The following is a 12249-nucleotide window of genomic DNA, read 5'->3' as shown; positions in this document are numbered from 1 at the left end:
TTCCCCCGTTCCACGGGGGAAGGTGCCGACAGGCGGATGGGGGAGGTCTTGCCACAAACCGGATGACATCCCGGCATTTGCCAACGCGGTGATCGAGGCGCTGGCGGCCTGAGTCCGGGGGATTCCCGCAAGACTTCCCCCATCCGCCCTTCGGGCACCTTCCCCCGCGCGCGGGGGAAGGATCAGTAGCGTGCTTTCCGGCCAGGTCTTTCCACCGCGTGCGGAGGAGAAGCAGCTGGCGCGGCCTCCAGCGTGAGCCTCCCCCCGTTCCACGGGGGAAGGATCGGTAGCCTGCCTTCCAGCCAGGTCCTTCCCCGCGTGCGGAGGAGAAGCAGCTGGCGCGGCCTCCAGCGTGAGCCTTCACCCGTTCCACGGGGGAAGGTGCCGACAGGCGGATGGGGGAGGTCTTGCCTCAGCCTTCAATCCTCCTCCACATGCGGCTTCCACGCCTCGGAAAGCTGCCTCTGCACCGGCGGTGGCACCGCCTCGTAGTGCGACAGGTCCAGGCTGTAGCGCCCCTGCCCACCCGTCATTGCCTTCAGCTCGGTCGGATAGTCGGTCAACTCCGCCAGCGGCGCCTGCGCGCGGATCAATAGTTCGCCGCCACGCTGCGCATCGGTCCCCATGATCCGCGCGCGCTTGGCCGAAAGGCTGCCCGTGACGTCGCCCACGCTGGCCTCGGGAATGGCCACCTCCACATCCACGATCGGTTCCAGCACGATCGGCCGCGCCTTGCCCACCGCATCCATGAACGCCTTCCTGCCCGCGCTGACGAACGCCACCTCCTTCGAGTCGACCGGGTGGTACTTGCCGTCGTACACGGTCACGCGCAGGTCCTGCATCGGGTACCCGGCGACCGCGCCGCTTTCCATCGCCTGGCGCACGCCTTTCTCGATCGCGGGCAGGAACTGGTTGGGGATCACGCCGCCCTTGACCTCGTCGACGAACTCGAAGCCGGCGCCGCGATCGAGCGGATCCACGCGCAGGAACACCTCGCCGAACTGCCCGGCGCCGCCGGTCTGCTTCTTGTGCCGGTGGTGGCCGTCGGCATGTGCACCGATCGTCTCGCGGTAGGCGATGCGCGGCGGGTGCGTGTCCACCTCCACGCCGTAGCGCTCGCGCATGCGTTCGAGCATCACCTTCAGGTGCAGTTCCGATAGCCCGCGCACCACCGTCTCGTTGAGTTCCTTGTGGTGCTCCATGCGCAGGCAGGGGTCCTCCTCGGCCAGCCGCGCCAGCGCCTGCGAGAGCTTCTGCTCCTGGCCCTTGTGCCGGGGCGTGAGCGCGAGGGCGAACATCGGCTGCGGGTAGTCCATCGGCGCAAGGTGGATGCCGTCCTCCTCGTGCGAGTCGTGCAGCACCGCGTCGAAGTGGATCTCCTCCACCTTGGCCACCGCGGCGATGTCGCCGGGGATGGCCTGCTCGATCTCCACGTGCGCCTTGCCGTTCAACCGGAACAGGTGGCCGACCTTGAACGGCTTGCGGGAGTCGTCGACGAACAACTGCGTGTCGCGCCGGATCGTGCCCTGCCACACGCGAAAGATGCCCAGCTTGCCGACGAACGGATCGTTGACGATCTTGAACACGTCCGCGATCACGTGTCCGGAAGGATCGCCATTGACCATGATCGCCTCGCCCTGGCCATCGACGAACGGCGGCGGATTGCCTTCGGCCGGATTGGGCAGCAGGCGGGCGGCCAGGTCCAGGAACTCGTTCACGCCCACGCCGGTGCGCGCGCTGACGAAACAGATCGGCACCAGGTGGCCTTCGCGCAGGCACTGCTCGAACGCGTCGTGCAGCTGCTCGCGGCTGAGCGCGCCTTCGCCCTTGTCCAGGTAGGCGCCCATGGTGGCTTCGTTGATCTCTACCACCTGGTCCACGATCTGCTGGTGTGCCGCGGCGAGCGAAGAGAAATCGGTGGTGCCCTCGTCGTGGAAGAAGCAGTCGAGCACCAGTTTGCCGCTCTGCGCGGGCAGGTTCACCGGGAGGCACTCGGGGCCGAACTCCTCGCGCAGCGTATCGACCAGCATCCCCAGCCGCGCGCCCTCGAAGTCGATCTTGTTGACCACCAGCACGCGCGCCAGGCCGCGTGCCCGCGCCCGCTCCATCATGCGCCGCGTGCCGTGCTCGATCCCGTTGGTGGCGTTGACCACGATCGCCACCGTCCCCACCGCCGCGAACGCCGACAGCGTGGCACCGCGGAAGTCCGCGTAGCCGGCGGTGTCGATCAGGTTGAGGTGGCAGCCGTCGCGGTCGATGCTGGCGATCGCGCTGTCGATGGAATGCCCGCGCGCCTTCTCCTGCGCGTCGGTGTCCGACAGAGTCGTGCCGCGCTCGACCGAACCGGGCGTCTGGATGACGCCCCCGGCATGCAGCAAGGCTTCGAACAAGGTGGTCTTGCCGGTGCCGGCGTGGCCGGCGAGCGCGATGTTGCGGATGTTTTCCGTGCTGTACGACACGAGACGTCCCTCCTCAAGCAGAGGCGCGGACTCGCATCGGCATGAACGGCGCCGCACGAGGCCGCGCATGGCGGCTGACGATGGCGGGCCGTCATGGTCGTCCTCAAGCGCGCGAGCGCGGGCGGGGCGGTCATGGCGGGGTGCGGCGGGTGCCGCCTGTGTAGCCTTGTGCGATCGGCCCGCGCGGTCAAGTTGCAATGCGGCCGGGAACCCCTTGGAAACGTGATGGTCTTGCGAAGGTGGGCATGAGACGGCCCGCTTCCCCACGCACGGAGCTTTCCCCATCGTTTCCCCGCCGCAGGTCGAACCCCACCGTTGGCGCGCCCCCTCGCCCCGCACCGGACTGGCGCCGCTGGATGAGGACACGCGCGCGTTGTTGCGCGCCTGGCGGGAGCGGGCGCCGCCGCGCGAGCCCTGGCGCGTCCGTCTGGCGCTGGCGCTCATGCTGGCGCTGCATGGATTGTTCGCCATCGTCGTGTGGTGGGAGATGCAGCCGCGGCCAGCGCGTGAAGTCGTGCGTGTGCGTCGAGGCGAAGCGCTGCAGGTGCGCCTGATCGCGCGTCCGCGCGCGGCGATACCCGCACCGCCGCCAGCCCTCCCGAAGCCGACTCCGGCCACGCTGCCGCTCCCCGCACGCGAACGGCCACGCAGCGATGCGATGACCGCCAGCCTGCCTGCCGCCGCCAGCGCACCGACCGCCGCAACGCCCCGGCTCTACGACCGCACCGGCCAACCCCTGTTGCCCGCGGGCGCCGCCACCGCCACCGCGCCGACGCCCGGCTACATCCAGCGCATGCCGCAGGGCGACAGCCAGGTGATGAGCCACGACACGCCGATCAAGTACAAGGCCACGCGCTTCGAGGAATATTTCCCGCCGCCCGGCGAAACCATCGTTGGTCAGGGCGTGCGTCGCGCCATGAGCGCGACCCACACGAACGAACACCAGTCCGTCAACCTGGGTCACGGCATCCACCTCAAGTGCCGGACGTTGTTCGGCATCCCCACCCCTGATTGCACGATGCCGCCGGCGCCCCCCTCGAAGAAGGACGGCGACGAGCGCCTCGACATGGCCCCCGCACCGCTGGCGAAGGAACTGGCGCCACCCGCCCGCACGTTGTCCGAATGCATTGCCATCTATCGCGCTGGCAAGCCGCTGCCCCACGGGTGTCCGGTCGACACGCCGGCACGCGCCGTCGATGCCGAGTGCGGCGAGGCCCGGCAGGCCGGCAAGCCGCCACCGGCGCACTGCCGCAAGCCATGACGCTGTTGCCCATCCATCCATCGGACGCCTGCAGGAGGTCTCTTGTGGGCGATCCGTCTCATGCATCGGCCCGACACCGCCGCCGGCACGGTCGGGTCCCGCGGTAAACGGCCCGCCCGTTCACGGCGCACGGCCCAACCACCCCGCAAGCTACACTTTCGCCATGCCCCTGCCCCCCGCGGACAAGCCGAGCGACTCGCCCGCCGACGCGCGCCCGGTGGTCATGCTGCGCGCACCGCGCGAGGCTGCGGCGCAAGCCCTCGTCTATCGCCGCCGGCGTGCCGAGCGGCCCCGCGATCGTGGCCTGCGCATCGCCGGACTGGCGGGCACGTTGTTGGTGCATCTGATGGTGCTGTTCGGCGCCATCCTGGGTCCCGCGTACGACCTCCCCGAACCGCCACGCGAAACCGCGCCGCTGCAGGTGCGCCTGATCGACAAGCCCGAGCCGCCACCCCCGCCGCCGGTGCGTGGCACGCCGCCCAAGCGCGTTGGGCCGCGCCATCGCGGCAACACAAGCACCGCGGCAGCGACGCAAGCCACCCAGACGCCGACCCCCGCTCCGACGCCGGCGCCTTCCAGGCGCGACACGCCGGTCATCACCGTGACCGCGCCCAAGGCGACCATCGAGATCGCCAAAGCCGCGGCGCCGCCGCCGCCACTCACCTTGCCGCGCCTGCAGCCGACGCCGGACCTCACGCCCGTGCCGCTCGCCGGGACGCCGCCAAGGATCAACCTCGATACACCACCGGCGGTGCGCCCGGTGCCGCCGAAGTTCCAGCCCGAACCGGTACGCAAGCCGCAGCTCGAAGGCAATCGGCCCATGCCCACGCCGCCTTCGCTGGCGATGCCCGCCGTGCCCGCACAGGCAGCCCCGCCGGTCGCGGCGCCCAGCATCGCGCTAAACCAGGTCGTTGCGCCGAAGGCGCTGCCGCCCAGCGCCGTGGAACTGGTCCGCCCGCAACCGCCGGCCGCGCCCGCCATGCCCGAAGTCGAAGCGATCCCGCTGCCGGCACAGGGCGCGCCGACCATCAACCTCGCGCCGCAGGTCAACGTGCCTGCGCCGCAGGTACCGCGCGAACGCCCGCGCGTGCAGGCGCCCAGCATCCAGCTTGCTGAACCGCAGCTCTCGGCCGTGCCGTGGGAAACCACGCCGGCGCCCGCTGCACCGAACCCGGCCGCGCCCGCCATCGATGTGCCCAACGCGACGTCGTCCGCAGCCTCCATCATCCTGGCCCACCCGCAGATCGCCGCCACGCCGTCGACCGATGCCACGCCGGCGCAAGCCGCCCCACCTGCCGCTTCCGCGGGCGCAGCTGCCGCTACGGCACCGGGCGCCGCAAACGCACAGGAAACCGCGCCCGCCAGCGCACCTGAAGCAACGCCACAAGGCAGCGACACCGGCACACCGGGCGCACGTGAGGGCGCGCCCGAAGCGGCGGACGCCAATGGCACGCCGGCCCCGAAGGCCGGCCGGGGCAAGGGGCAGGGCAAGGGCAAACAGGGCAAGGCACAGCCGGGCGCGGCCGAGGGTGCCCAACAGGGCCAGTTGGGCAGCTACATCCAGCTCAAGCCGCACGGCGACACCGACATCATGGAACACCGCGCGCCCGACATCGGTTACCGGCCGACCCGGTTCGAAGACGATTGGGCGCCCGAAGGCGAAAGCGCCATCGACACCGCGCTGCGCCACGCGGTCGAGAAGACCACCATCAAACACACCTTCCACCTGCCGCGCGGTGTGCGGGTCAACTGCAAGGTCAGCCCGCTGTTCCCCCTGGCGCTGCTCGGCTGCGGCGGCGATCCGCCTGCGAAAGCCGCCAAGGATCCGGAGCTCTACAAACGGCTGGACCTGGCGCCGGTGAAATCACTCGATCCCACCGTCGCCGCAAGCGCGGCGACAGCCGCATCGACCCCGCCGCCCGCTACGCCGATCAAGCTGGACAACGCCGCGCAATGCGCCGCTGCACGCGTCAGCGGCGGGCCATTGCCAGCCGGCTGCCCCAACGATGGAGCCACACCGGCGCCGCGGACGCGGGCGCCTGCCGCGGCAGGCAGTTCCTGGGTGCCCGCGAGCGATCAGTTCCGTTGAACTATCCGCGGGACCCGGCTCATCGGGCGCGGTCGGCTGTTCACCACGACAACGCAGGGACGCGCTCCATTGGGCGGCCAGACCCAGATCCAGGACATCCGGTCCAGCACGGCGCAGTACGGGCGTCCCGCCAGGCTGGTATTCGCGGGAGGCCTGTCGGTCGCGGTGAGGCGGCGGGTTGGCACCAGCTCCCTGCCGCCCCATCGAGGGACTGTCCGCCTTTCTGCTGACCCACCCGTTCCGCGCCCAGCTTGTCTGCGATCTAAGGCGCTTTTCGCTTCGGCTTCTTCGCCTTGGGCTCGGGCATGGCCTGCACTGTCGCGATCAGAAGCGCATGCAACTGTTCCGAATCGTCGAGCAGCTCATCGGCGACCGGATAGGGCTTGGCGCCGGGGTAGGGCGGTCGCCGGGGAAGGTTTGCCGTCAGCGAGGCAGTGGCTTCCGCGGCTTTGACGAACACGCTGTTGTCGCAGGCGAAAGCCACGACTTTCCCGTCGATGTAGAGCCCGTACTCGCCGAACATCCGCTTGAACGTGAAGCGCTCGCCGAGCCCGGATTGCTCGGCGACGTACTCGACGAAGGAGAGATCGGTGGCCATCGGTTGGTCCTCGCAATCGGCGCTGGAGCTTAACCGCTTCCATGCGCCCCGTTGTTGCCAGTGACCCTGGAGCGGCCGTTGCGCGCGTCCGTTCTCAGGTAGCTCGCGCAAGCGCGGCGGAGGCCTTCCGCAACCGGTGCCAGTAGCTAGCGACAAGGAGACAGGACAACGGGTAGCCCATCAACCAGAGGGGATTCAGAACCGAATACGACAGGGGGCGTGCCAGCCAGCGCGAGACCTTCTTTTCAGGCTCCGGAAAAAACCAGTCCGGCAACGTAACGCCCATAAGCATGAGGGCCCACGCGGTCTCGACCGCGAAGGCGCCACAAACCTGCCAGAACACCGCGTGGAAAAGCGCACGCGGATCATGGGCCGAGAGGTCGGCGTCCCGAGCGAACCGCTGGAATCCGGCCGCGTCCAGCCCGACCTCCGTCCAGGCATAGGACATGGCCTCCCAGATCTTCTCCCGATTCATCAGCCCTCCCTTTTCGTGCATGCACCCAGGGTAGCCCGTTCCCAGCCGATATCCCGTCAGCGCAACTCGATCCCGGCATGCTCTTCCATATCAATCTGGCGAGTGATGCTCCTGAAGCCGCCAGGATGCAATGCAACCGATACGAGCGCACCAATTTCGGCGAGGCTCTTGGGTACGTTCCGCTCCAGCGTGGAAAAACGGCCGTCATGCAAAACAAGCGCAGTTGCCCTGACGCGAACATTCGACCTGTAGCGGATGATCGCCAGGCAGTACTCGTCGCCCGAGTAAGGCAACCGGGGCACGTCGTGGCCCGGTCGGTAATAAGCCGCCAACAATTTGCCCGGATGCTGCCTTTGTACTTTGCGGACGGATTTCAGCTGAGCGGAAAGAATCGCGTGGTCCTGGACCGATAGGGCTTCCAGGAGAAAGGAAAGCAGGCGTCGCTCCGCTTGGTTAAAGGCGCGGGTGCCACCGAAAAGAACCTCGGAGATCTTGGCTAGCAAGAGAAGTGGCCTTTAGCTGGGTGGCATGCGCCGCAGGGCGCAGGCAACCCCTTCCGCGCGACGCTGCTGGGCCCACAGACCGGCGAAGACTATCGGGACGATGGTGGCGTAACACGGCCAGATCCAAGGCGATTGGTCAATGAAAAACGTCCAGTTGGGCTGAGCGTGGAACGCTAGCGGAATAACAACAACGTACGCGAGTGCATCGAGCAGGAATGACAATGCGATCCAGAAAGCCGTCAAACGCCAAGCTTCCCGGCGAGCCTCGTCCTTTCTGAGACGCGTACCGCGAAAGTACCAATACGCGAGTGCTGCGAACACCAGTGGCATCACCGTGAACGTGATGGCCCACATCAATACCGGTCGGGTAAAGGTCGCGAATCCGACCGCAGTTGCGACGAAGTAACCGACACCAAATGTGCCAAGGGAACGACTCCAACTCCTCATGAAACCTCCTCTGGCGCCTAATGCTGGAGTTAAGCGGCGGCGAAGCCACCTGCCTTGAACGAACTGTTAGGCCGCAATGCCGCGAGCAACTGGCCTCGGACCTCCGCGAACTGGCCGGGCGCATAGACCGGCCCTTGGACTCGGTGAGGCTCGATAGCGCTCCCCTCAAACGGGTCGCCCGGATAACGCGGAAAGAAGTGCAGGTGCAAATGAGGGAGTGTATTACCGTGGATCTCGTAGTTGAGCTTGACTGCACCAGTGACCATGGATAGCGCTTTTGAAACGACTCTGGCATCTCTGATGAACGCGTCCCCCTGAGAGTCGCTAAGATCATGCAGCTCGACAGCATGTATTTGGGAGACCAGGCAAACATAGCCTGGCATCGGTGCGTTCTCGCTCATGGTGAGCCAAGCAGAATCCAGGGTGCCGATGACATCAAGTGGCTGTCCACGGACGCAGATCGGGCAGGCAGAGCCATCAAGTAAGGAAGGCCAGGAAGGACTGTTCCATTTGCTCATCTCGCGTGGATATCCATCAATCTAACGCCTGAATTAGGCGGGGCCGTGAAGCGGCTTCGGTGAAATATCAGGCGCGGCTACAGCACCCAGCGCATAGCCCACGCCCATTGCGATACAGAGCGCCGAGGTGGCGATAATAAACGCATCGACGCTCCGGCAATCGCAAACGCCGGAAAGGGCGACAGGACGCCAGACGATCAATGGGATGAACAGGGCGCCGCGCAGGATCAGCACTGCGGCGATAGAGCCAAGCCCAAGGCGCAGGAATGGCAGCCGACGAATGATGCCGGCGCCGGAGAAGGCGTAAGCAGCAAGCAGCGCTAGGAAAGAAGCGATGACCAAGCAGCTGATTGGCGCCCGGACATTGCCGGATCGAGCCATTTCGACTAAACCAGCCGGCGCGCCAAAGAAGGCGTACCACTCAGGCCCGCCGAAGAAGATGGCTATGTGAAGTGCTGCGCCTACAGCTGCGGCAAGGCCGGCAAGCTGCAAGTAGCGCGTTACAAATTGCGGCATATTTTGTCCGCGCCTAACGCTGGAATTGAGCGGCGGCGAAGCCGCCCGCTTCGAATGACATGTTAGACCGCTGCAGACGCATATGGCGTGCTGGCGCTGTATTGCAGCAGATCCCAGCGGTTGCCATAAAGATCCTCGAATACTGCGACGGTCCCATAGGGTGCCTCACGAGGAGGCCGCACGAACGTCACGCCCGCCGAAACCATCCGGTCGTAGTCGCGGCGGAAATCGTCGGTTTGCAGAAAGAGAAAGACGCGCCCACCGGCCTGATTGCCGATAAAGGCCTCTTGGTCTGGTGTGGATGCTCGCGCCAGAAGCAACGACGCCCCGCACGAACCCGCTGGCGAGACAACTACCCAGCGCTTGTTCTGGTCCGGTTGGAACGTGTCTTCGACGACGCAAACCCAAGCTTGCCAACGTAGAAATCGAGCGCCTCGTCGTAGTCACGGACCACGAGCGCGATATGAGCAATGGCTTGTTGCATCGGCGAGAACTTCCTTGTGGTCGAACGCCGGGTAGACCCCGAAAGGGGCGATATGTACCGATGGTCAGGCTGCCCGAAGGTTGGCGTCAAGAGTATGCGCAGCGAGCCGGATCAATCGGTTACGCAAGCTCGGGTGCATGCTGTTCAAGGGTGGCGGGAGGTGCATATATCCCGGGTCGAGCCGATGATGTTCATGACTCAGAAATGAGGAAATAAACCGTATGGTGGCCGCTGGGGCTCGCAAGGGCGGGGCGTGTGAGCCGCCCTTGATGCGGGGCAGGCGCGGGTCAGCCGCGGCAGCGGTTGATCTGGTCGCGCAGCGTGTTAGTGGCTTGGCGGGCGGCCTGGGCGAAGTCTTCGCCATTGCCCGCATAGAGGATGGCGCGGGAGGAGCTGATCATCAGGCCGGTGCCGTCAGCGGTGCGGCCGTGGCGCAGGACGGCTTCGACGTCGCCGCCCTGGGCGCCGATGCCGGGGACGAGCAGGGGCATGTCGCCGACCAGGGCGCGGACTTGCGCGAGTTGCTCCGGCCAGGTGGCGCCGGTGACGAGGGCGCAGTTGCCGTTGCCGTTCCAGTCGCGGGCGATGGTGCGAGCCAGGTGCTGGTAGAGCGGGAGGCGTTCGCCGTCGGTGCTCTCGACGATCAGGTCCTGCAGGTCCGCGGCCCCCGGGTTGGAGGTGTGGCAGAGCAGGATCACGCCCTTGTCGGCTCGGTCCAGGAACGGCTGGATCGAGTCGCGGCCCAGGTAGGGGTTCAGGGTAACGGCGTCGGCCTGGTAGCGCTCGAAGGCTTCGGTCGCGTAGTGCTGGGCGGTGGAACCGATGTCGCCGCGTTTGGCGTCGAGGATGACCGGGATGCCGGGGTGCGCGTCGTGGATGTGGGCGATCAGGCGCTCGAGCGCGTCTTCGGCGCGCAGGGCGGCGAAGTGGGCGATCTGGGGCTTGTAGGCGCAGACGAGGTCGGCGGTGGCATCGACGATGGCACGGCAGAAGGTGTAGACCGCTTCGGGCCGGTCGCGCAGGTGGGCAGGGAATTTGGCGGGCTCGGGGTCGAGGCCGACGCAGACGAGGGAGTTATTGCGCTTCCATGACTGGTGCAGGGACTGCATGAAGTGCATGGGGGCTCCTCGTTGATCGTGTAGTGGTCTGTCGCTCGATGGTGCTGTCGGGCTAGGCCGACCCCTCACCCCAACCCTCTCCCCGGAGGGGAGAGGGAGCGGGGCGCGCGGCCTTCAGGCCAGCTTCTTGTACTTCACGCGCTTCGGGCCGGCGTCGTCGCCCAGGCGGCGCTTCTTGTCGGCTTCGTACTCGTTGTAGTTGCCGGGGAAGAACTCCACGTGCGAGTCGCCCTCGAAAGCGATGATGTGCGTGGCGATGCGGTCCAGGAACCAGCGGTCATGGCTGATCACCACCGCGCAGCCGGGGAACTCCAGCAGCGCGTCTTCCAGCGCGCGCAGGGTCTCCACGTCCAGGTCGTTGGACGGCTCGTCAAGCAGCAGCACGTTGCCGCCCTGCAGCAGGGTCTTGGCCATGTGCAGGCGGCCGCGTTCGCCGCCGGAGAGGTTGCCGACGATCTTCTGCTGGTCGGTGCCCTTGAAGTTGAAGCGGCCGATGTAGGCGCGCGACTGGATCTCGAAGTTGCCGATGGTGAGGATGTCCGAACCGCCGGAGACTTCCTGCCAGACGTTGTTCTTGGCATCGAGCGCGTCGCGCGACTGGTCGACGTAGGCGAGCTTGACGGTGTGGCCGAGCTTGACCTCGCCCGAATCGGGCTGCTCCTTGCCCATGATCATCTTCATCAACGTGGACTTGCCGGCGCCGTTGGGGCCCATCACGCCGACGATGGCGCCGGCCGGGATCTTGAACGACAGGTCGTCGATCAGCAGGCGGTCGCCAAAGGACTTGCTGACGTTCTTGAACTCGATCACCTCGTTGCCCAGGCGTTCGCCCGGTGGAATGAAGATCTCGTTCGTCTCGTTGCGGCGCTGGTACTCGACCGAGTTGAGCTCCTCGAAGCGGTTCAGGCGCGCCTTGCCCTTGGACTGGCGGCCCTTGGCGGCCGAGCGGATCCACTCCAGCTCCTTCTCGATCGCTTTCTGGCGCGACTTCTCCTGCTGGGCTTCCTGCTTCAGGCGCTGGTCCTTCTGTTCCAGCCACTCGGTGTAGTTGCCCTTCCAGGGGATGCCGCGGCCGCGGTCGAGCTCGAGGATCCACTCGGCGGCGTTGTCCAGGAAGTAGCGGTCATGGGTGACCGCCACCACGGTGCCGGGGTAATCCTGCAGGAAGTGCTCCAGCCACTCGACCGACTCGGCGTCCAGGTGGTTGGTCGGCTCGTCGAGCAACAGCATGTCCGGCTTGGAGAGCAGCAGGCGGCACAGCGCCACGCGGCGCTTCTCGCCGCCGGAGAGCGGGCCGACCTTGACGTCCCACGGCGGCAGGCGCAGCGCGTCGGCGGCCACTTCGAGCTGGCGCTCAAGCGCGTGGGCATCGTTGGCGGCGAGCAGGTTCTCCAGCTGCTCCTGCTCCTTGGCCAGCGCGTCGAAATCCGCGCCTTCCTCGGCGTAGGCGGCGTAGACCTCTTCCAGGCGCTTCTGCGCGTCAAGGATCTCGTGCACGCCTTCCTCGACCACTTCGCGCACGGTCTTTTCGGGGTCGAGCTGCGGCTCCTGCGCCAGGTAGCCGACCTTGATGCCCGGCTGCGGGCGGGCTTCACCCTGGAAGTCGGTGTCCACGCCGGCCATGATCCTGAGCACCGTGGACTTGCCCGCGCCATTGAGGCCCAGCAGGCCGATCTTGGCGCCGGGGAAGAAGCTGAGCGAGATGTCCTTGATGATCTGGCGCTTCGGGGGAACGATCTTGCTCACCCCGTTCATGGTGTAGATGTACTGCATGCTTCGGC

General features: G+C 66.8%; 11 protein-coding genes and 1 pseudogene. 2 read left to right on the top strand and 10 right to left on the bottom strand.

What is annotated here, in order from left to right:
- Nucleotides 1–419 precede the first annotated feature (419 nt).
- Nucleotides 420–2459 carry an elongation factor G gene (gene fusA, locus ACFWZ3_RS04345; protein ID WP_439706555.1) on the bottom strand — a complete coding sequence of 680 codons (2040 nt, stop codon included), beginning with the start codon at nucleotides 2457–2459 and terminating at the stop codon, nucleotides 420–422.
- 376 nt (nucleotides 2460–2835) lie between these two features.
- On the opposite strand from fusA, the gene ACFWZ3_RS04340 reads away from it, so the two are divergent.
- Together ACFWZ3_RS04340 and ACFWZ3_RS04335 are read left to right on the top strand one after the other, a co-directional pair.
- A complete protein-coding gene (locus tag ACFWZ3_RS04340; protein ID WP_439706554.1) occupies nucleotides 2836–3720 on the top strand; it encodes a hypothetical protein in 885 nt (294 codons plus the stop codon).
- A 163-nt stretch (nucleotides 3721–3883) separates the two neighbouring features.
- Nucleotides 3884–5809, top strand: a complete 1926-nt coding sequence (locus ACFWZ3_RS04335) for a hypothetical protein (protein WP_439706553.1) — start codon at nucleotides 3884–3886, stop codon at nucleotides 5807–5809.
- Nucleotides 5810–6071: 262 nt separating this feature from the next.
- Here the strand turns inward: ACFWZ3_RS04335 and ACFWZ3_RS04330 are convergent, their stop codons facing one another.
- The 9 genes and pseudogenes from ACFWZ3_RS04330 to ettA all read right to left on the bottom strand — a co-directional run bounded on the left by ACFWZ3_RS04330 (nucleotide 6072) and on the right by ettA (nucleotide 12241).
- Nucleotides 6072–6407, bottom strand: a complete 336-nt coding sequence (locus tag ACFWZ3_RS04330; RefSeq protein WP_439706552.1) for a TfoX/Sxy family protein — start codon at nucleotides 6405–6407, stop codon at nucleotides 6072–6074.
- A 94-nt stretch (nucleotides 6408–6501) separates the two neighbouring features.
- On the bottom strand, nucleotides 6502–6882 hold the full coding sequence (locus tag ACFWZ3_RS04325) for a hypothetical protein (RefSeq protein ID WP_439706551.1): 381 nt from the start codon (nucleotides 6880–6882) through the stop codon (nucleotides 6502–6504).
- 56 nt (nucleotides 6883–6938) lie between these two features.
- Entirely contained in the window at nucleotides 6939–7385 is a 447-nt protein-coding gene (locus ACFWZ3_RS04320; protein ID WP_439706550.1) for a hypothetical protein, read from the bottom strand.
- A gap of 12 nt (nucleotides 7386–7397) precedes the next feature.
- A complete protein-coding gene (locus tag ACFWZ3_RS04315; RefSeq protein WP_439706549.1) occupies nucleotides 7398–7832 on the bottom strand; it encodes a hypothetical protein in 435 nt (144 codons plus the stop codon).
- 29 nt (nucleotides 7833–7861) lie between these two features.
- The gene (locus tag ACFWZ3_RS04310) at nucleotides 7862–8350 is read right to left on the bottom strand and encodes an HIT family protein (RefSeq protein ID WP_439706548.1); all 489 of its coding nucleotides are present in this window, start codon (nucleotides 8348–8350) and stop codon (nucleotides 7862–7864) included.
- A gap of 33 nt (nucleotides 8351–8383) precedes the next feature.
- Complete coding sequence (locus ACFWZ3_RS04305) at nucleotides 8384–8866, bottom strand: hypothetical protein (protein WP_439706547.1); 483 nt, start codon at nucleotides 8864–8866, stop codon at nucleotides 8384–8386.
- Between the two features lie 62 nt (nucleotides 8867–8928).
- Nucleotides 8929–9350, bottom strand: a pseudogene (locus ACFWZ3_RS04300) (VOC family protein).
- Nucleotides 9351–9637: 287 nt separating this feature from the next.
- Nucleotides 9638–10468, bottom strand: coding sequence for an orotidine-5'-phosphate decarboxylase (gene pyrF, locus ACFWZ3_RS04295; RefSeq protein WP_439706546.1), 831 nt, complete (start codon nucleotides 10466–10468; stop codon nucleotides 9638–9640).
- A 114-nt stretch (nucleotides 10469–10582) separates the two neighbouring features.
- Complete coding sequence (ettA, locus tag ACFWZ3_RS04290; protein WP_439706545.1) at nucleotides 10583–12241, bottom strand: energy-dependent translational throttle protein EttA; 1659 nt, start codon at nucleotides 12239–12241, stop codon at nucleotides 10583–10585.
- Nucleotides 12242–12249 lie beyond the last annotated feature (8 nt).

This window comes from Frateuria sp. GZRR35 (assembly GCF_051900415.1).
Classification (GTDB): domain Bacteria; phylum Pseudomonadota; class Gammaproteobacteria; order Xanthomonadales; family Rhodanobacteraceae; genus Frateuria_A.
Note: the sequence above shows the minus strand (reverse complement) of the source record. Positions and strands in the feature narration are given on the sequence as shown.